Source organism: Paenibacillus sp. FSL K6-1122 (assembly GCF_037977015.1).
GTDB classification, from domain to species: domain Bacteria; phylum Bacillota; class Bacilli; order Paenibacillales; family Paenibacillaceae; genus Paenibacillus; species Paenibacillus amylolyticus.
The window spans coordinates 5507793-5528845 of the sequence record NZ_CP150272.1; the positions used below are offsets into that span (position 1 = coordinate 5507793).

Consider the following 21053-nt stretch of genomic DNA (forward strand, 5'->3'; position numbering starts at 1 on the left):
TAAACACAAAAAACGCCCCTGAATAATCAGGGACGATGTTATCGCGGTACCACCCTGGTTATTGCTGTTCATCCCTTGCTGCCCGGACAAACAAACAATCTCCTCGTTCATGCGAAATAACGGTCGCTCCCGGCAGGGTTGTCCTGCACTCCGAAATTAGCTTTCCGCCGCTTCATCTTTCAAGACTCTTCCAGCCATCAGTTCAGGCTCACCCTGATCCGATGAAGTCTATTCTCTGAGGAAAGGAACCCTCGGCGTACTTTATTTCATCATCGATTTCATGTTCTCAACATACACACTCATTATATCGGTAGCACAAGCGGGTGTCAACGCGGCCTCGTTGATGTTTTAACCCTGCTATTTAGTCGGTCCTTCGTTTGATGTAATAGGCGAAAAAGTGTTGCACAATCACCTTCAGCACGGCAAAAACGGGTACTGCCAAAATTAAACCTACAATGCCTGCCAGTTCACCTCCGACGAGCAGTGCAAATATAATCGACAGAGGATGCAGATGCAACGTACGTCCCACCACCTGAGGAGAAATAACATTACTCTCCAACACTTGGCACAGTGTGTTCACAATGACAACAAGTAGTACCATTTTAAACGATACGGTTGATGCCATGACCACAGCAGGAGCAGCTCCAAGGAAAGGCCCCAAGTAGGGCACAATGTTAAACACAGCTACAATGCTTGCAAGTAGCAGGGCATACGGCATATCAATGACGATATAACCAATGTAGGCAAAGATACCAACAATGACACAGACAATAAACTGTCCCCGAATGTAGTTCCCCAGTGCAGTATCGATCTCTTTCATCACCGAGACAATCGCTTTCCGACGTGAACGCGGAAGATACGCCACAATAGTGCGCTCAAACACCTCAAAGTCTTTTAACATATAAAAGATCAGAAATGGCACGATAAACACATTGAATAACACATTAATGGTCGCCCCGATATTGTCCATAAGCACAGTAATTCCCTGAGTTAGTCGATCCTCCATCTGAAAAAACCAACTGTTCATGCCTGTTCGCACACTTGGCGGCATTAATTTGTGATCCATATTGTTCATCAGGCTCTGGGCACGCATGGACAGTTCCGGCATATGCTCGTTGAGTTCTCCCAGCTGTTCAATCAATACCGGAATGACATTCATCAGAATGACACCGAGGCAGGTCAGGAAAAAGGCATATATGAGTAGAACCGCAATTGTACGCGGCACCTTGCGCCCTCCCAGCATGCTGACAATCGGATTAAGTACATAGGATATGATAAGGGCTACGATAAAGGGTGCCAGCACTGTTTTCAGGAACGCATATATGTGAAGCAGTAAAGGCCGCAGCAGCCAAATAAAATATAAAATGATCAATCCGAGCAGCAGCCAGATCGCGTAACGGAACAGCTTGTTTTTGGTTAATTGCTCCACTTGCATCTCTCCTTTTGGACTGGCTCTGAGAGTCAGTATATGTAGGAAAGGTAATATTTATTAACACAGCGCAAAAGTGGAAAGGAGTAATCCGAACATTTTTTCTTAAACTCAAAAAAACGCCTCCTTCATTAGAGAAGGAAGCGCATTTTGCAGTACGGGTTAGCATATAATCAACCATGCACCAGCCCAACCATTATGTAACCGCATCTATATACATCTGCCAACAATTAACGACAGCCTCCCATGACAGACATTGTCATGAAACCGCATATAGAGGAAGTTATTCTGCTTATTAAGAAGAAGCGTGAAGATGAGGGAAGTCTTGTGGCAGCTCGTCCCCGAAAAACAGATCATCCAGGGAACTCAGCGTACCGTCTTCTTCCACCTGATATACAGACATTTTCTCACCGTTCACCGTTAATTCGATAAAGCATCCCCAGCAATAAAACTGGTGGGAACCAATTTTCCCGATATCTTTGGAACTACAGTTTGGACATTTCATATTCATTCACCTATCCATTAACAGAATGAATGGCATTTTCCAAGCGTTGTTCACTCAGAGACGGCACCATAATGGCACTTTCCCCGATGGACATATCGCTTGTACATGGCAGCCATTTGCGGCCCTCGATCAGATCGGACATAAAACCGTCCGTAATTTCAATCCCTATTATTGTATTTCCCAACTCTTGGTCAAAATAAACATCGGAGACACGCCCGAGCAGCAAACCTTCTTCGGTGAGCACGGACATCTCCTTCAATTTAGACCGACCGAGGAGGTACGTGTATTTTATGTCGTCGGCTCCCGTCTTGCGGACAGCCTGTTGATTACGGATCATGACGGCATCTTCGCCGTAGGCAACGATATCTTGCCACTGCACGATTTTGACATGATTGGTAAACAGACCTTTGTTCTCAAGCTCAATGCCTTCGATCTCCCAATCATCATTCACAATGAAATCCTGGATTTTACCGACCTGCTTCCCGTCCTCAACATCAAAAACGGCAAGTCCGATCATTTCCTGAAGCTTCATCGCTGGGTCCCCCTCATCTTCTTATCATTAAATAGGCGCGGCGCTATTGCTAGGTATGCCCAAAGTTGATGAGTGGCAATCAGACGCCGTTCATCAAAACCGCTTCTATCCAACCGATGAAATGGAACTTCTTCCCTCCTTCTGTTCCATGTGTAAAGTTCCCCTTAGGGTCTATTACGCAGTCGTCCAAGAATGGTTCCAATTTTTTCGGCGGTTATCATGATTTCTTCCGTAGTATTACCCAATCCCCAGCTAAATCGAATCGCAGAGTGTAAAAATGTTTCAGGCAATTTCATCGCTTTGAGCACATGAGAGACTTCAAGTGAACCGGAAGTGCAGGCAGAACCGCTTGCAACAGCAATCCCTTCCATATCCAGATTCATTAACATCGTCTCTGTGGACACTTCCGGAAAGCTGATATTCAGGATGTTTGGCAGCGTATGCTCCAGGTGTCCATTCACGTGAAAGTGCTCCGTCCCCACATGAATTTCAAGCTGTTCTAACAAAAGTTTACGCAATTCCAAATCATGCTGACGATGCGCCTCCGTCTGTGCTGATGCAATCTTGAGAGCCTCTGCAAATCCGGTAATACCTGCGATATTTTCCGTACCAGCGCGACGCTGACGCTCTTGCAACCCACCGTGAGCTCTTGCTTCCAGCACAATTCCTCGCCGTACATAGAGTGCACCCACGCCCTGAGGTCCGTTGATTTTATGCGCAGAGAAGCTGATCAGATCCACAGGCAGTTCCTTACAGGAAATATTCTGGCTACCCAGAGCCTGAACTGCATCGGTATGGAAAAGGATATTATGCTGACGGGCAAGCTCACCCACCTCACGGATCGGCTGAATCGTGCCTACTTCATTGTTGGCATACATCATGGTAATCAGCACCGTATCCGGCCGAATGGCCTCTTGCAACTCATCCAGATTTATTCGTCCATGACGATCCACAGATAGATAGGTTACTTCATAACCTTGCCGCTCCAATTCCTGACACGTATGCAAGACAGCATGGTGCTCAATTGCGGTCGTAATGACGTGTTTCCCCTTATCCTGCCTGGATGCCACTGCTCCAAAGATTGCCAGATTGTCGCTCTCCGTGCCACCTCCGGTGAATACCAATTCGTCCGGGAAACAGCCCAAAGACGCCGCAATGACATCCCTTGCTCCGCTGACAGTCCGTTTGGCCTCACGCCCAAAGGCATGGATACTTGATGCATTGCCAAATTGTCCTGTCATGACGTTCATCATCGCTTCTGCGACTTGTGGATGCATAGGTGTCGATGCGGCGTGATCCAAATAAATTCGTTTCATTTATCTTCACCCCGTTATATGTTAAATTTCTATCTCATGGCAAACTATTAAAATTGGAAATTGAAACGGATGCTCTATTGTCACATCTTCGTGTATAATGTTATATATCCATTTCAAAAAGGAGAGAGAGACATGAGTGATCCCATTCTCGGGCAGATTCTGAATCAGCTTCAACAAATGGACAAACGATTCGACAGTATTGATGGACATCTTGGAAAAATAAACCACCGACTCGATGTTATGGAAGAGAGGCTCGGTGCCGTAGAGAACAGACTAGACACTGTCGATGACAGACTGAATACCATGGATGGCAGATTGGACACCATAGAGGAACAAACTAAAAACATTCCGCTTCTTCAACAAGCTGTTCTGGAAACACTAACCGTTACGAAACGTCTTGACGCTTCCCACTCCGCCTCTGAACGCAAAGTAACTACCGAATTGAATACCCATCAGCACAGCATTGATATTTTGAATCGCCGTCAGTTACGCATGGAAGCTGATATAGAAACCTTAAAAGGTCGCTGATTTACAAGTGATCCAGTTAAGTTCACACTTGACCATCTTGTAAATCCCACGGCTGAATACATAGCCCTACTCAATTAAAATAATCCGTAGAAATTGAAGAACAGAACAAAGTACCCATTGGCATGTCTAAAGCCCCCAAGTTGGGGGCTTTATTGTGTCTTCTGTGATGCGAATTAGTGACCTTAAATGTAGAACATGTAGCTGTCTTTTTTGTCCTGATCCTGGAAGGTAATCAGGTCTTTCAGTGTTGTGGAATCCAATACTTCCGCAATCCCGTCACGAATACGCAACCACAGATCACGTTTCGCCGGATCATCTTCCTCCGTGAAGTCTACTGGAGAGATTGGCCCTTCCAGTACACGGATTACATCGCCTGCAGTCACGGTTGCAGGATCACCCGCAAGGATATAACCGCCGTAAGCACCTCTAATGCTTTTCACCAGTCCTGCATTACGCAGTGGAGCAATCAGTTGCTCCAAGTAATGCTCCGAGAGCTGGTTGCGCTCAGCAATGCTTTTAAGTGATGTAGGGCCTTCGCCTATTCTGGCAGCAAGCTCCATCATGATTGTGAGGCCGTAACGGCCTTTTGTCGATATTTTCAAAGGAGTCACCTCTTTCAATTTTCAGAAACGATTGGAAACTTTATATTTAATCCTATGGTCCATGACCGTCTGTTTCACGATCTGTCCACAGCGGAGATGCATTGAGATTAGCATAAACCTTCTAATCCTCCGTATTCCGATCATAACCCTCAGCTAATGTTAACATATCTGCATGCTTTATGGAAAAGAAAGATTGACGATATTCCAAAATGTGCGTCTGTGGTGGACACTATCCAAAATTGGCCGGGTGTATCGTATCTTGAGTCCGGTTATGCTAGAATAAGAAACGAAACACATTTATATATAGAAATGGTGATAACGATGTCCAAAACAATTGAAAATACACGGGTCGTCGTTGGCATGTCCGGAGGTGTCGATTCTTCCGTTACCGCACTGCTGCTGAAAGAGCAAGGGTACGATGTCATCGGCATTTTCATGAAAAACTGGGATGACACCGACGAGTTCGGCCACTGTACCGCTGAAGAAGATTCAGAGGATGTACGCCGCGTATGTGAACAGATCGGCATTCCTTACTACACTGTCAACTTCGAGAAAGAATATTTTGATAAAGTATTTACCTATTTCCTTGATGAATATAAGTCGGGCCGCACGCCAAATCCGGATGTCATGTGTAATCGTGAGATCAAATTTGGTGAATTCCTGAACAAAGCTCTGGATCTCGGCGCAGATTATGTAGCTACAGGACACTATGCTCGTCTGATTGAAGAAGATGGCACACTCAAGTTGCTTCGTGGTGTGGACAACAATAAGGATCAAACGTATTTCCTTAACGCACTCAATCAGAACCAGCTGTCCAAAGCCATGTTCCCGATTGGTCATCTGCCCAAACCCGAAGTACGCAAAATCGCAGAAGCGGCTGGTTTGTATACTGCCAAGAAAAAAGACAGCACAGGTGTCTGCTTCATCGGTGAGCGTAATTTCAAAGAGTTCCTGAGTAACTATCTGCCTGCCAAAGGCGGAGACATGGTTGATATCGCAACCGGTGAAGTCAAAGGTCGTCATGACGGTCTGATGTACTACACACTTGGACAGCGCCAAGGTCTTGGCATTGGCGGTTCCGGCAATGGTGAACCTTGGTTCGTTGCAGACAAGAATCTGGAGAAGAATCAACTGCTTGTTGTTCAGGGCGATGCCCATGCAAGCCTGTACTCCACAGGTCTAACCGCAACGGGTGTGAACTGGATTGCTGGTGCAGAGCACATGCCTAATGTGCCATACCGTTGTACTGCCAAATTCCGCTATCGTCAGCCGGATCAAGGTGTAACATTGACCTGGCAAGAAGATGGAAGTGTCGATGTCCAATTTGACCAGCAGCAAAAAGCCATTACACCAGGACAAGCCGTTGTTTTCTACGACGGAGAGGTCTGCCTGGGTGGGGGTACGATCGATCAGGTGCAAAAAGTACCTGTACCCGCAATGCAATAATAGAGCTTGTCCATTAAAATGCGGATTATACACAATACCGTGTATCCCTATTAAAAAAGCCGTCTTTCATGTATACCATGAAGGATGGCTTTTTTCCTGCTTATTTTTGCAAAAAAATTAAAAATAGTTCGTTATGCAGTCAACCAGACCCCTGCCCAGGCGGCAAACACCCCAACTAGAACCGAACTGACAACGTAGAGCGCCGCGCTTGCGTATCGTTGTCGACCCATAAGCCCTAACGTCTCATAACCAAAGGTAGAGAACGTCGTGTACGCACCGCAAAATCCGGTTCCCCACATCAACCAGATTCCATCTGAGATCATTGCAGATTCATGCCACCCATATAACAACCCAAGCAACAATGAACCACTGATGTTGATGATCCATGTTCCCCATGGAAAGGCCATTCCCAGCAAGCCAGAGACCCATTTTCCCAGACTGTAACGCAGTACCGCACCCAGCACACCTGCAAAACCAATCCACAGGATCATGAGGCATCACCCTCTTGTCTTTGTGCTCCCAACATACGATGTCCAAGGCTCATTCCCAGCGCACAAAGCAACAATCCTGCCAACAGACTCACGATCATATAAATAGCGGCACTGATCCATTCGCCCCCTTCGGATAAACGAACAATATCCAGTGTAAACGTGGAGAATGTCGTAAATGCGCCTGTAAAACCTGTACCAATCGCCAGTCGAAGTTGTGGTGTTATTTTGCCTGGAACAGCTATGGTAAAGAACCAACCCAAAAAAAGGCTGCCCATCGCATTGATTAACAGCACTGCCCATGGAAATCCCCCATGGACAGTTGGTATCGCTAACTGTATAGCATATCGGGTTAATGTGCCGAGAAATCCACCCGCCCCTATATACAAAAGCTCTTTCATGTTGTATGCATCTCCCGAGTGATCTGACTGATCTTATAGATCTCTGCGCCGCTGTTGGTTCAGCCTGATCTTCGATTCGTTACCCTGCTCCGTTGCCTCATAGAATACTCTCCGTGAGAGCTGCTTTGGCAAATATTCTTGTTTCACGTAATGCCCCGGATAGTTGTGTGGATATTGATAACCCTCATGTCCAAGCTTCACGGCACCCGAGTAATGCGTATCTCGCAAGTGAAGCGGAACTTCTGCCGATTTTACCTCATCAATCGCGTTCATGGCTTTGGAAATGGCGGTGTACACCGCATTGGATTTTGGACTTTCTACTGCAAACAAAATCGCTTGTGCAATGTTCAGCTTGGCTTCAGGCCAGCCGTTATTTCGGTACGCATCAAGTGCTCCAATGGCCTGGGTCATAGCTTGCGGGTTTGCAAGTCCAATATCTTCACTACTTGCTGCAATCAGGCGCCGAATGAAGGTCATCGGGTCCATGCCGAGCTTCTCCACCGCGTATAGAAACCAGAACAACGCCGCATCACTGGAACCCCGAATACTCTTGTGAAATGCAGACAACACATCATACTGTGTCGATTCATCCGCCTTCACAATGGGACGCCGAATAGACTCTTCAGCTACGCCAAGCGTAATATGAATGGATCCATCCTTCTCCGGTGGCGTCGTCAACGCAGCCAGTTCAAGCGCATTAAGCGCACGCCGAATATCTCCGTTGGCCATCGTAGCAATATGTTCAAGCGCCTCATCGTCCGCCTGCAGTTCCATGAACCCCAGACCTTTGTCCGCATCACTCAATGCTCTGTGCATTGCAATTAGGGAATGATCCTTATTTAGCGATTCTAGCTGGAACAGAGTAGAACGGCTCATCAAGGCTCCATTGACATAATGAAAGGGATTCTCTGTTGTTGCGCCGATAAAAATAATCGTGCCCTTCTCTACCGCTGGCAATAACGCATCCTGACGTGAACTGTTAAACCGATGTACCTCGTCGAGGAACAGAATGGTTTTGGTTCCATACAGCTGTTTGTTCGTTTGCGCCTGTTCGATGACTTCACGCACATCCTTAACGGAAGCTTCCACTGCATTCAGACGTACGAACTGTCCTTTCGTTTGCTGGGAAATAATATGTGCCAAGGTTGTCTTGCCACATCCCGGAGGGCCGTATAACAAGATGGACGAAATCTGATCAGCCTCGATGGCGCGCCGGAGTAATTTCCCCGGTCCAATAATATGTTCCTGTCCAATATATTCATCCAGATGCTCTGGCCGCAAGCGGTCCGCGAGCAGTCTAGCTTGTGGTTTTGAGTCCTGTTGAAACGAAAATAAATCCATTGCTCATCACTTCCTTAACGGATTGCCTTGCCTTGAATACAATTACACTTCTGATGGTTCTCCACTCTCTATCATATCATACTCTCGCGGTAACATAGCCATAAATGCATGAAGTGCACTGCTGACAAAGGCATCCTTGCGAGTAATAAAATGAGTCATCATGCGATTCATACCTACGGGGAGTGTATGCGTGCGCAATAATCCATTTTCGATCTGATGCCTAATCACAATCTCTGGTAATAAGGAAATTCCCATACCGGACGTAACTCCACTAATAATCGCTTCAAGGGTTCCGAATTCCATAATTACTGGGCGGGTAACACCACCCACCTCTAACCATTCCTCCAAAACCTGACGATAGGAACACCCCATGCTGTAGACAAGAATAGGTTTACTCTTAAGATCTTCATCCGTAGGACCCATACCAGAATAGACAACAAATAGTTCCTCATCAAATACGGGAATAGAAACGATATCAGGATGATCACAGGGACAGCCTATAAACGCTCCCTCCAATTCATACCCAATAACCTGATCCATAAGCATCTGCGAATTGCCAGTAACCAGTGACAAGGAGACATCTGGATACTGTTTATAATATCTGACGAAAAGTTCAGGTAGTCGCACGGCCGCTGCGGTTTGTGTAGACCCTATTCGCATTGGACCCGATGGTGTGCTCGTCGCCCGAAGTGCCTTGGAAGCATCATTCAGCAAACCAATAATTTTATCTGCATAGGTCAGCAACATTTCTCCGGCTGGAGATAACGTCATGCCTCGGTTATGACGAATAAACAACGTTGTACCCACTTCTGCTTCCAGATGCCGGATTCGTGCCGTTACGTTGGATTGAACATACCCCAGTTTAGAAGCAGCTTTGGTCAGATTCCCTTCCTGTGCAACACACTGAAATATTCTAAGATCCCCGCTCTCCATGGTCCCCCCACTCTGACATCATTCAAAATGATATCCGCTTCATTACCAATCATTATACTTCATGTGTAAACCGGACTACAATTCATGTAGATCCCAAACCAGTCATCTGACTGGATGATGATAAGGAGTGTTCAGCATGACATACTGGAAAAATAGAGTTGCTCTGATCACAGGTGGTGGAACAGGTATAGGACGTGCTGTAAGTGAGTTGCTCGCTGAACGCGGAGCCTTGGTCGCTGTCAACTATTCCCGCTCACAAGATGCAGCAAACGAGACTGTTCAACACATTTTGGATACGGGAGGCCATGCATTCGCCGTTCAAGCTAATGTTGCCAATGATTTTGATGTCCGGCGAATGGTCACTACAATAACTGAAACCTATGGCCCGATTACTGCACTCGTAAATAACGCCGGAATCACACACCATATCCCCATGCACGATCTGGAGTCTGTTACAGATGACGTCTGGAATGAGCTGGTTGATGTGAATGTGAAAGGCATGTTTCATTGCGCTCGTGCAGTGACAGAAGGCATGAGACAGGCTGGCGGTGGTTCTATCGTAAATCTGGGCAGCATCGCAGGCAGTACGGGCTCGGGCTCCTGCCTCCCTTACGCCGTCTCCAAAGCGGCAGTTCATGGGCTGACCTTATCACTTGCGCACGCACTCTCACCACACATTCGGGTGAATGCTATCGTCCCTGGCGCAGTTGCTACAAGGTGGTGGGCTGGAAACGAGGAGCGAATGTATCGTCTTGGTGGAGAAGTGTTATTACAGCATATTGCCTCACCTGAAGATATCGCACACATGATCTGTGCTGCGCTGGAACAGCAATCCATGACCGGGCAACTAATTACTGTAGATAGCGGACAGACGTTATGAGCTCCAGTCATGATAAAGATACCCGGATCATAAAACCATTGAAATATACACTATTGATCATTTTGACAACGTTAATCATGGGCACTTCTTTTCCAGTTGGCAAGATCGGCATGTTATATGCCCCACCTCTCCTGCTCATGGGCATACGTTATATACTGGCAGGTGGCTTGATGGCCTTGTTCCTTCGTAAACGTCCTTTGCCTACTGGATGGCAGTCTTGGTTGAAAATAATCCTCATTGGCCTGTTCCAATCCGCCGGAGTGATGGGCTGCGCCTACTACAGCATGAACTGGATTACATCCGGTGAATCCGCCATTATTACGTTTACCAATCCGCTACTGGTCATTATCCTCAGTGCTCTTTTATATAGAGTGACCTACCGTTTCAGTCAGTGGATCGGTGTTATACTCGGTTTCATCGGGATTATGTTAACTTTTGGATGGCAGATGAGCTTTAGTCCTGGAACCTGGATTGGATTTGGTGGTGCGATCTCCTTTGCCGTGTCCACATTGCTCATCAAACGCTGGGGCAATGGCTATGATACTTTTGTATTAACAGCCTATCAGATGCTTGCTGGAGGTGCTGCGTTGCTTCTGCTGAGCGTATGGACTGAACAGCCTCACTTTATGGTCAATACCACCTCGGTTATGGCGCTGCTCTGGTTAACGCTTGTTTGCTCCATCATTCAGTTCTCACTCTGGTTTTATCTGCTTCAGAATAGTGACCCAGCCCAAACCAGTTCGTATCTGTTTCTGGCACCGTTCTTTGGTGTATTATCGAGTTGGATTTTACTAGGAGAACACGTTCAGTGGTTTGCATTGGCAGGCGGTTTATTCATTGGTGTTGGCATATTCCTAGTGAACCGTCGCTCGTCCAGAATGAGAAATAGGGTGCCCTAACTAAACTCTCCCTGTCTTTCTTCCTTGGGAGATTAAATCGATAATGCCTCACCTATGTTTGGTGAGGCACGTTTTTCTTACTTGTGCAAGAGGCAGAGTTGGCATAAGAAATTGCAATTATTCATTTAGCCACGATGGTATCCCCATACCCGAAATATCTACAATGTCAAATCTTTCTTTAAATGACATACCATTTGGATCAGAGACCAAGTTAGCTCTAGTCAACAAACCAATAACTAGATGCCCCTCTGGATCATCATTAATCGCCAACTGACTCCACCAATGGAGTATTCCAGTAAAATCATCAATTTTCTCAATTAAATTCTTACACTCTTCACTATTCGTTTCCATGATATTTAATAAAAGCTTATTGATAATAGCGAAAGGTTCATTATTTTTCAAAGCTGGAGCTAGTAAAACCTCGTGACTCGGTACGTTATTTCCAGTTACTTCCCCTCTTCTAACCATAAAAGATAGGTTTGATCCTGAAATTTCCGATCCACAATTAAAAGCTAACATAAAGGCATTTTTACTTAATTCATACTGTTTAGTAGTATAGGCTTCGAAACCTATAGAGTTGATCTCACCAAGAATACTCGCGAAGTAATCTTGACTCATAGTTCCAATTAATTGCTTAATATCCAAAAATACTTCAAGTGCTTCTTTTAATTTCCCCAAACCTCTCAGGCAATCACTTTTATTAATTTTAAATGAATATTCAAATGATTCCTCATGTAATTCTGTATCACTGTAATAAGTACTCTCTATTAAATCATGTGTCATGAGAGACTCTTCATATCTCTCTAAATTGCATAATCCTATTGCTCTAGATAATAAAGATTTTTTTGCTATAATTCTCAAATCGTACTCTGTTTCGTCCTTTAATTTGATATAAAGAGAATTTAATTCTTTAACTGATTTTGATTCATCTCCTAGTCTCCCCAGAGTCAATGCTTTTTTGTAAAAACTGCTTTGAATTATTTCATTTAATATTTTATCTTTACCAAAGTTTTTGAATTTCATAATGATTTCTTTATAAATATTAAGCGCATTCGAATCATCCTCCAAATTTGTAAAATTTAGAGCTTTATTAGATAATGCAAATGCAACATATCTCTTAACCTTTATTTCTTTAATTTTTTGGACTTTTTCGATAAAAGTGTCAATAACCGTATTAGAGGATTCATACTTCTCTGCCTTCGCTAACGCAAATACTTTACCTAAATAAGACTGTGCGAACAAATCTACATTCGAATTATTAAGTTTTTCAACCGTAGAAATAATCTCATCGTATACAGTCACAGCTTCATTAAAATGTCCCATTGCAACATATGTATCAGCTTTCTTAAGCTGTACAGTATCTGATATTTGATCTGACTGGCTATAATATTTGTGAATTTTTTCATACATTTTAATCGCTTCACTATGATTACCAATATTATGTAAATATCGTCCTTTATTCATCATTGCATTTGCCGCAAGTTCTTTCAAAGACGACTCATCATCATCAGTGTATCTTTTCGTAATTTCATCAAACGTATCTAATGCCTCATTATGTCGCTGAAGTTTGGTCAAAGTTTCTCCTTTATTCTTTAAGGATTTAGCCACTGTCTCTTTTATATTGAGTTCTTCACTTTCACCAAATAAAATTAGCATTTCATTATAAACTTCTAATTCTCTATCTAATAGATTTTTAGAATTTAGGATTATTGATTTTATATATAGAGATAGACATATAAAGTGTTGAATTTTCGGATGACTATCATTACAAAATTCAAGTTTAAATGTATCTAGAACTTCTAAAGATTCAAATATGTCGGTATTTTCTTTAAACATAGTTGTAGCTTTCTTTAGATAGGATGTTGCTACTATATTCCTAACATTTTGTGTCTTAATATCTGAATATTCTTCAATAATTAAATTATAAGCTTTGATTTCATCTTGAAATTTTTCCATGCCTTCATAGATAAGACCTTTACGAAATATTGCTCGAACCACGTAATAGACAAATTGTTCCTCAATGAAATTTAACATTAATTCATCATATACCACTAAAGCTTCATCATAAGATAATTTTTTTTGCAAAATATCTCCTTTACCTAATAATGCTTTGCAAATGATTTTTTTTATAACGCTCAAATCATTATCTTTCTTACTTCTTGTAATAACTTCCATTGATATTTTTTTTATTAAATCGTACCCTTCGTAATTTTCATATAATTTATCAGAAGCAGATAAGATAACATTCAGCAATTCCACATGCTCTTGAAAATCAAACATTGAGTAACTATAATTCATTTGTACTTTATTAATTAATTCTTCGTATTGTGATTTCTTAAGTAACTCTTTAAGTTCTTCTAAAAATAAATTTGTGGTATATTCCTTACTTGCCTTAGCTCTTTCTAGTCTCTCAATAACTTCTTTGAAAAAATACTTACCGTCCTCATTCTCACTCAAATTATCGCTGTCAACCGAACTATTTAAGGACTTCACATAAAACCCTATAGGATCACGTGTGATTTCTGGAGATTCAATGTTAAATTTATTGATGAATTGTTCAAATACTTCTTTAGCATCAAGAAAACCATTATTTTCAACAGAATCTTTTACTCCAAGTAAAATTTGATCGAGATTTTCTTGTGGAAGTTGTTCAATATTTGAATCAGGTACAACAAACTTTACATCACTATTAAACCGAAGCCATTTTGGTAAAGAGTATATGTCATTTTCAGTATAACAAAACCAATACAAGTTAAAAGGTAACGGACTTTCAAGTCTTCTCTTCAATGCTTGCATAAAGACATCATTTTCCCATCCGCTGTACCCAATAACTATTGGAACACGTCTATAGAGCAATGAATCAATGAAAAATGCCATAGTTCGGTTAGTATTTAATTGGCGTTCTGCTCTTTCAATGATTTCTCCACTTAGATTGCAACAATCATAAAACCAATAAGTCCCATGAATATGTACAATTTGAATTTCATTGTTCTCAGGATCTATTTTTTCTACAGTGTGCGGATGATCCGAAACAATGTGTTGTATTCCAAACATACTTAAAGACCTTGATAAAAAATCATCAAAGTTAGTAGTAATAACTAAATTACTTACTACTTTTTGAGACAATAAATGTGCTAATTTTATATTCGCGAGATTAATAGGACGATTATGAAGAATATTTTTTATATAGTTTTGTCTCTGAAATCGATTAGGATAGGCTAATTCAAACCAATCAGAATATGCATCTTGAACAGAAGAACTGTCTGGTGTAAGTTCTCTATTATATTTCAATGCATGTTCTTTACAATGAGTTATAATGTCTCTTGCTAAAGGTGCACTAGGAGAAGAGATCCCTGCTCCTACAAGAAAAAAGTAAGGAGATTTTTTCTTTAAGTGTAGCATTTCATCACAAACTTGTTTAATTTCAAGTATTCCATCATCTAGCATTATTTTTTTTGTTTTATCTGTTTGTTCCATATTATCTACAACTCCCAAGTAATTTTTCATAACAAAATTTTACCATCTAGACTATAATTATTCCATGTGATTTTTCAATATTAACTGTGAATTACATAATTAACTGATTTTTCGTATTCATCCATCCCTCTTACATACATGTTATTTTTCAAAACCATTAAACTTTTTCGCACAAAAGCAAAAAAGGCATGCGCTTATGGGACTTTCCCATGAACGTCATGCCTTTTGTTGTATAAGTAAACTCTATCTAACCAAGCTCTGGCCAACCCTGAATGGTTACGGGTTCGCCATCGGGATTATGTGTTGCAGCCGCATAGATCGGCAGTACACCGTCATGGAACAACCACAACTCGTGCAAGGCCCGTGTACAACCAACGTACAACAGCTTTGCATCACCTGCATTTGGCAAATAATGCTTCTGGTCTACGTCTGCCACAATAACGGCATCAAACTCCAACCCTTTGGACAAGTAGACCGGTAAAACGGAGTGTCCACCCGTGTACTGCTTTTTGCCACCATCGATCAGGTTTAGATCCCAGCCTGCGTCCTGAAGTTCACGATGAAGTTCCTCTGCTTCATGCAGTGTACGGGTCAGGATGGAGACCGTTCGGTAGTCTTTGACCGTTAACAGCTTCAAAGCCTGTTCCAGACTAGCCGTCCGCCCTTCCCCTCCATAAGCCAAAGTCCGAACCGGATCACCACTACGGAAAACAGGAATCGCCGTAATTCCGCTCTTGACGCCACGTTCCAGAATCGTGTTTGCATAGTCGATAATTTCCATCGTTGAACGATAACTTCGGGTCAATGCAAAGTATGCATTCTGTTCCTCAGGAAATAGAGAACTCATCTCTTCCCACGCATGAACACCACGGTACTCATGAATCCCTTGGGACAAGTCACCCAGTATGGTGAAGGAATGCCCTTTGACGAACTGATCCAATAACGCCACATGAAATGGTGAAAAGTCCTGCGCTTCATCGATCACGACATGATCAAACCGCTCCGAACCCTCGATATCATGGACCAATGTATGAATGTATACCAATGCAGGCAGATCCTCTTCACGGACGATATCCTGTTTCAGATCTGCTGCCGTTTGTTTCATTACGCCTTTGGGGATAAGCCCGCTGAGCGAAGCTGGCACAGAACCACCCTTTGCAGCTTTGAACAACTGTTTATATAACGTAAGCGGCTCGTATTGAGGCCATTTTTTGGCATAAGCTTTCTCACGAGTAGACGCTTTTTTCTTGCGTTCTTTGCGCACAGCTTCTGGCATCGGTTTCTTAAGTTCCATCTCAATCCAGCGGTGAACCCGCGCCATGACCCGTTCTTTGCGTTTGGCTAGTGGATAATGCTTATATTCCTCACCGAACCAGTTCTCGATCTCCGTCTTGCTGAGCACCTTACCATCCCATGGACTGAAGTCCATATCCGGTACGGAATCCGCTTCCATGCCCGAGAGCCACTCTCGAATAAGCTCCATGAAACGGATGGATCCTTTGTAACGTCCAGGTACATCATCATTTAATTCAGGCCGCGCATCTGGAGTTTCGAACCAGGTGTTCAATGTATCCGACGTATTCGCCAAAGGCATTTCCAGCCCCAGCAGGTTCATCGCCCAATCCGGGAATGTCCGCTGTTGAATGTCCCCTACTCCAAGTTCCGGAAGCACATCCGAGATGTAATCCAGAAACATGTGGTTGGGCGCAAAAATAACCATTTTCTCTGCAGATACCTGCTCCTTGTACTGATATAGCAAAAAGGCAAGCCGATGCAGGGCAACCGTCGTTTTCCCGGATCCAGCTACACCCTGAATGATCAATGCAGTGTTTCTCGCCGCACGAATAATCAGATCCTGCTCCGCTTGAATCGTAGATACGATATCACGCAGTTTGTTATCCTTGTTCTCTCCCAGACGATAAACGAGGAATTCATCAGATACCGCTGGCTGGTCGCTGTCACGGTTATATGTATCCGCCACACGTTCCAATATCCGCTGCCGAATGACAACGTTTCGTTTCAGATATACGAGACCTTCAATAAGCCCTTCCGGGGCTTCATACGTAGCGGAGGCTTCCCCTCCCGTAAATGAGTAAAACAGGCTTGCGACAGGAGCACGCCAGTCGATGACGAGCGGATGCTCTCCCACCTCTTCGCGGTCTACGCCAATTTTGCCAATATACAGCGGTTTCCGTGCACCACTGCCCTGTTCTTCGAAATCCAAGCGTCCGAAATAGGGTTGCTGCGCGCTCTTGGACAAGGCGGTGCGGCGCTCTTCGCGTCCAGCTTCCAGCACTTGTTCTGTGAAGTCGTGGCCGGTGTATACCGGAATGTTCTGCAGTCGTTCCAGCTGACTATCCACTTCCTCCATCGTTCGCTCTAACCTGTACTCTTCTTCTTGATAGGCACTTTGAAAGCTGTCTGACATGTTTCAGTTACCTCCTAAGAATATGTTTTGCTCTGCATCGCCTAGATCTGGCAATACAAAAGGATACTTACTATATCACATAGGGCAATTGAAAGCCACATCCGTTTTTGTAGGCTTACTTTTATAATATATGAGGCTCATCTGAATTGATAATTAATGATGGCACTGACAAGCGCACAACAACCAAACAGAATAAACCACCAGGCCCACTTGTTTCTGGCCAGCCTGCGCCTGCTGTTTAATGCGCCGTAAATCCCGATTAGCAGTACGATGGTGGAAAAACTAATCCCTACAATCCAACCAGCCATTATACCTACCGCCCCCCTTTGTTTTCAGTACACACGAACAGTCTCTCATTTCCTGGATTTTAGATGAAAAGCTCCTCCTCGAATATCCACTTGGAATTCACTTTTTCCACTTTTGTGTATTAGACAGTTGCTGTCCCCATGAAGGGGAGTTAAATCAAATTCGCTTTTTAACGCTCCTGATCTTCTTTTAAGTAAAATTCGGAAACCTTCGTTATCTGGAATGGAAACCACTACTTTTGATCCTGTGGATACGGAATGCAAGCTCTCCGGCATCTTGAGACAATCCATATTCAATCCTCTGCCTGTAGTTGTATACTGCAAGTGACGGAATTCCCCTGATATGTCGATCTTGGCTGAACTGGATTGAAGATTGAATTTATCTGCACTAAGGTGCTGCCCTTTCACTATCGATGCCAATGCGCACAGTTCAAGCTCATCCATCCTCCCTGATAGGTCTACACTACCTGAGGTGATCTTACATTGACAGCGAGTGGCCAGAAGCCGATTCAACCGGAGTTGTCCTCCTGTGGAGTTTAGTAAAATACGATCAAAAATACGATCAGGAAGCTGAATCTCCAATGCTGTTCTAGCAATATTTATTCCAACGAGGCCTCTCCTTTTTCTCCCGTCCACAATGCTTAAGGCATCCCCTCGTATGTTAACTTGCATCAGCCTTCGCTTGGAAAACCACGCATCCGCAAATTGTATGACGTGGATAAGTTCATCCACACTCGGAAGAACTCTGATATCTCCTGACAACCAATTTAACTGTATATCATGAATGGGTTGATCAATGTCTATGCTCATGCATATGGAAAGCTCACTACTTTTCAACATCTTTTCCCTCTCCATTTCAAACAACCAGGTATATGTTTATTCCGCCTCCGCATAACCTCCTGTGCTGGCATGGCGATTCGTAATTCGCTGAATGAGCTGTTCGCTAACGATATCTGCTCCCAAGAGCTTCATCATGTGTTGCAAAAACTTAAGCCTTTCCAATGTCTGCTCCTGATCTCTGCCAAATAGAAGAGGGTTGATCCAGATGTTGACGAGCAGCATGAAGATTTCAGCACACTCCAGCGGATATTCGACTGAAATGGACCCATCTTCCTTGCCTTGTTCCATAATATTGGAAATAATTCGTGCATCCTTCAGAACACCTTTTCTGATCCCTCCAAGAACAAACTGCGGATTCTTGATCTGAGTGCTTAGAACTTGATCAATTGAGTTAGACTGGATTCCAGGATCAACGATAATATTTTCCAAAATACTGATGAGCTTCTGTCTGGCATTCGGAGCATGCGTGTTCTGGATGAGTTCCATAAACATGTCTTCTGCCCGCCCGAGCTCCTTCTCCATCACTGCACTAAGGATATCCTCCTTGGACTTGAAATGATGATATATTGCACCTTTGGACATACCTAATTCATCTATAATGTCTTGAATACTGGTCTTTTCATATCCCTTTTCAGTAAACATTTGAGTTGAGACTGCCAGAATCAGGTCCAGTGTCTGCTCAGGGTATTTATTTCTGGCCATAAGTTCCTCCTTATACATACCAACGGTCGGTATCTATAATATAGAGTATGTTGGTCTTACTGTCAATATGAGGAATTTTAGAAAAAGAAAAAGGATCTCCGTTGAAATACCTCATGGGTATTACGGAGACCCTGCATTAATGAGAATTACTCTTCGTTTTGTACTGTAGTTGCATTGCCTTCCTGTGCCACAAACTGTTTCTGCGCTAACTCACGGTATACCGGATGATTGCTAATTAATTCCGTATGAGTTCCTGTTCCGGTAACATGCCCATGCTCCAATACAACAATCTGATCGGAATCCACCACTGTGGACAATCGGTGCGCGATCACGATCGTAGTTCTTCCTTCCATCAGATTGGACAATGCTTGCTGTACTTCATACTCCGAGGTGCTGTCCAGACTGGATGTCGCTTCATCCAACATAAGAATATCCGGACTGCGCAGTAAGGCACGAGCAATAGCAATCCGCTGACGTTGGCCCCCGGATAACTTGATTCCTCTCTCGCCCACTTCCGTGTCATAGCCCTGTGGTAGCTTGTCGATAAAGTCGGCAGAATAGGCCATCTCAGCAGCTCGCCGGATCTCATCCATCGTGGCCTCACGACCTAATCCGTACGTGATGTTGTCTTTGATCGTACCCGCCATAAGTGGACTTTCCTGAGATACATACCCAATCTTGCTGCGCCAGGAGGCCAAAGAATAATCTGTTATGGCTTGTCCCCCATATGAAATATGGCCTGAATCGGGCATATAAAACTGCTCCATCAAAGAGAACAGTGTTGATTTGCCGCTACCGCTTGGACCGACAATGGCTGTCACTTTTTGTGTAGGTACCGTCAAATTGATTCCGTGCAACACTTCCTCACCTGTAACATAGGAAAAATGTACATCATGGAATGCAATCGTCTCATTTCCTTTTGGCGCTACCTTGGTGCTGTCATGTGGCTCTTCCTCATCAGCAAGGATCGCTTGTATGCGCTCCGTTGCACCTACGACTTTTTGCAAACGGGAGTATAACGTCGTGAATTGTCCCATTGGCATAATGACCTGGAACAACAGCAATATGAACGCAACCAGTTCACCAGGCGACAACAGTCCAGACGCTACGCGCATTCCCCCCACACCCAGAATAACGACCAGTACGGCAGTCATGACAAATGTAAACAAAGGACCGATCAGAGCAAGAATGCGTGCTTCCTGCAAGCCAAAAGCAAACATTTTACGAATCCGGGAATCTCCTGCTTCCACTTCCTGTTTCTCCGTTCCGTAAGCTTTCACCAAGCGGATCTCGCCAATAACCTGACTGAGCACGGACGTAAGACCTGCCATCTCATCCTGCTGCTTCTTGGAGATCTTGTACATTTTCTTCCCGACCGGCAACAGAATCAACAGCGTAAGCGGCACCAGACTCAGAATAATGAGCGACATCACCCAATCCAAGTAAAATAGTAATGCCACGCCACCCACAACAGCGACGATGTTGGATACAAAGGAAACCAGATAATCCGTGATCAACGTCATGATCTGGCTTGTATCATTCGTAATCCGGCTCATCGTATCGCCTGTCCGATTGCGATCAAAATACGGCATTCGTAGCGACAATACCTTGTTCCACAGCTTGGTACGAAGCGTTGCGACCACTCGTTGTCCGGCGTAATTTAACATATAAATGCTAATACCCGAGGCAATCGCCTGAATCACAAATGCCCCAAGCAATAACAAAATAACAGATTTGTTCAATGCCGAAGTGGTTAATCCATCAATCAGACCTTTGGTCATCAATGGCACGATCAGTCCGGCTGTAGTTTGAATCAGGGTTAAGATGAGGGCCAGAATCAAGATCAGTTTTGGCGGGTTCGTGGAGGCGATAAGCTTGACGAAATCCTTAAATCCCTTTTTTCCTACCTTCGGTTCATTCTGCCCTGCTTGTTGCTGCTCTTCCATTCCCGTTCCTCCCGTTCTCCATCTGCTCACCAGAGATCATACGTATGAACTTACA

19 protein-coding genes are annotated in these 21053 nt (G+C 43.9%); 4 read left to right on the top strand and 15 right to left on the bottom strand.

From position 1 onward, the window contains the following. Positions 1 to 361: 361 nt before the first annotated feature. The 4 genes from NSQ20_RS24665 to NSQ20_RS24680 all read right to left on the bottom strand — a co-directional run bounded on the left by NSQ20_RS24665 (position 362) and on the right by NSQ20_RS24680 (position 3782). The gene (locus NSQ20_RS24665) at positions 362 to 1429 is read right to left on the bottom strand and encodes an AI-2E family transporter (protein ID WP_076212453.1); all 1068 of its coding nucleotides are present in this window, start codon (positions 1427 to 1429) and stop codon (positions 362 to 364) included. A 295-nt stretch (positions 1430 to 1724) separates the two neighbouring features. Continuing rightward, positions 1725 to 1934 (bottom strand): hypothetical protein, encoded by a 210-nt coding sequence (locus NSQ20_RS24670; RefSeq protein WP_017686815.1) that lies wholly within the window; start codon positions 1932 to 1934, stop codon positions 1725 to 1727. Positions 1935 to 1944: 10 nt separating this feature from the next. Then, entirely contained in the window at positions 1945 to 2466 is a 522-nt protein-coding gene (locus NSQ20_RS24675; protein ID WP_340031065.1) for a PRC-barrel domain-containing protein, read from the bottom strand. Between the two features lie 164 nt (positions 2467 to 2630). Continuing rightward, the gene (locus NSQ20_RS24680) at positions 2631 to 3782 is read right to left on the bottom strand and encodes a cysteine desulfurase family protein (RefSeq protein ID WP_127551076.1); all 1152 of its coding nucleotides are present in this window, start codon (positions 3780 to 3782) and stop codon (positions 2631 to 2633) included. A 132-nt stretch (positions 3783 to 3914) separates the two neighbouring features. Here NSQ20_RS24680 and NSQ20_RS24685 point away from each other — a divergent pair, with 132 nt between their 5' ends. Further along, positions 3915 to 4310, top strand: a complete 396-nt coding sequence (locus tag NSQ20_RS24685; RefSeq protein WP_127551074.1) for a hypothetical protein — start codon at positions 3915 to 3917, stop codon at positions 4308 to 4310. 182 nt (positions 4311 to 4492) lie between these two features. Here the strand turns inward: NSQ20_RS24685 and NSQ20_RS24690 are convergent, their stop codons facing one another. After that, a complete protein-coding gene (locus tag NSQ20_RS24690; RefSeq protein WP_017686811.1) occupies positions 4493 to 4912 on the bottom strand; it encodes an Rrf2 family transcriptional regulator in 420 nt (139 codons plus the stop codon). 321 nt (positions 4913 to 5233) lie between these two features. Here NSQ20_RS24690 and mnmA point away from each other — a divergent pair, with 321 nt between their 5' ends. Continuing rightward, complete coding sequence (mnmA, locus tag NSQ20_RS24695) at positions 5234 to 6358, top strand: tRNA 2-thiouridine(34) synthase MnmA (protein WP_036616942.1); 1125 nt, start codon at positions 5234 to 5236, stop codon at positions 6356 to 6358. 131 nt (positions 6359 to 6489) lie between these two features. Here mnmA and crcB read toward each other — a convergent pair whose 3' ends face one another. The 4 genes from crcB to NSQ20_RS24715 are packed head-to-tail and all read right to left on the bottom strand — an operon-like array spanning position 6490 to position 9521. Then, positions 6490 to 6849, bottom strand: a complete 360-nt coding sequence (gene crcB / locus NSQ20_RS24700) for a fluoride efflux transporter CrcB (RefSeq protein WP_340018314.1) — start codon at positions 6847 to 6849, stop codon at positions 6490 to 6492. After that, positions 6846 to 7247, bottom strand: a complete 402-nt coding sequence (locus NSQ20_RS24705) for a CrcB family protein (RefSeq protein ID WP_036674530.1) — start codon at positions 7245 to 7247, stop codon at positions 6846 to 6848. Before NSQ20_RS24705 ends, crcB begins: the two co-directional genes overlap by 4 nt. Positions 7248 to 7280: 33 nt before the next feature. Then, the gene (locus tag NSQ20_RS24710) at positions 7281 to 8588 is read right to left on the bottom strand and encodes a replication-associated recombination protein A (RefSeq protein ID WP_036674532.1); all 1308 of its coding nucleotides are present in this window, start codon (positions 8586 to 8588) and stop codon (positions 7281 to 7283) included. 42 nt (positions 8589 to 8630) lie between these two features. Next, the gene (locus NSQ20_RS24715; RefSeq protein WP_036674534.1) at positions 8631 to 9521 is read right to left on the bottom strand and encodes a LysR family transcriptional regulator; all 891 of its coding nucleotides are present in this window, start codon (positions 9519 to 9521) and stop codon (positions 8631 to 8633) included. 136 nt (positions 9522 to 9657) lie between these two features. Between NSQ20_RS24715 and NSQ20_RS24720 the strand changes: the two genes are divergently transcribed. After that, positions 9658 to 10401 carry an SDR family NAD(P)-dependent oxidoreductase gene (locus NSQ20_RS24720; RefSeq protein ID WP_036674536.1) on the top strand — a complete coding sequence of 248 codons (744 nt, stop codon included), beginning with the start codon at positions 9658 to 9660 and terminating at the stop codon, positions 10399 to 10401. Next, positions 10398 to 11300 carry an EamA family transporter gene (locus NSQ20_RS24725; protein WP_051450017.1) on the top strand — a complete coding sequence of 301 codons (903 nt, stop codon included), beginning with the start codon at positions 10398 to 10400 and terminating at the stop codon, positions 11298 to 11300. Before NSQ20_RS24720 ends, NSQ20_RS24725 begins: the two co-directional genes overlap by 4 nt. A gap of 117 nt (positions 11301 to 11417) precedes the next feature. Here the strand turns inward: NSQ20_RS24725 and NSQ20_RS24730 are convergent, their stop codons facing one another. The 6 genes from NSQ20_RS24730 to NSQ20_RS24755 form a co-directional block, all read right to left on the bottom strand. Beyond that, positions 11418 to 14777, bottom strand: coding sequence for an SIR2 family protein (locus tag NSQ20_RS24730; RefSeq protein WP_036674538.1), 3360 nt, complete (start codon positions 14775 to 14777; stop codon positions 11418 to 11420). 247 nt (positions 14778 to 15024) lie between these two features. Continuing rightward, positions 15025 to 17205: a UvrD-helicase domain-containing protein gene (locus NSQ20_RS24735; RefSeq protein ID WP_036616927.1), complete on the bottom strand. Its 2181-nt coding sequence runs from the start codon at positions 17203 to 17205 to the stop codon at positions 15025 to 15027. Positions 17206 to 17342: 137 nt separating this feature from the next. Then, a complete protein-coding gene (locus tag NSQ20_RS24740) occupies positions 17343 to 17513 on the bottom strand; it encodes a hypothetical protein (protein WP_164783408.1) in 171 nt (56 codons plus the stop codon). 45 nt (positions 17514 to 17558) lie between these two features. Then, positions 17559 to 18350, bottom strand: coding sequence for a DUF4097 family beta strand repeat-containing protein (locus NSQ20_RS24745; RefSeq protein ID WP_162158996.1), 792 nt, complete (start codon positions 18348 to 18350; stop codon positions 17559 to 17561). 36 nt (positions 18351 to 18386) lie between these two features. Next, a complete protein-coding gene (locus NSQ20_RS24750) occupies positions 18387 to 19052 on the bottom strand; it encodes a TetR/AcrR family transcriptional regulator (RefSeq protein WP_036616921.1) in 666 nt (221 codons plus the stop codon). A 146-nt stretch (positions 19053 to 19198) separates the two neighbouring features. After that, positions 19199 to 20998 carry an ABC transporter ATP-binding protein gene (locus tag NSQ20_RS24755; protein WP_036616918.1) on the bottom strand — a complete coding sequence of 600 codons (1800 nt, stop codon included), beginning with the start codon at positions 20996 to 20998 and terminating at the stop codon, positions 19199 to 19201. Positions 20999 to 21053: the final 55 nt, after the last annotated feature.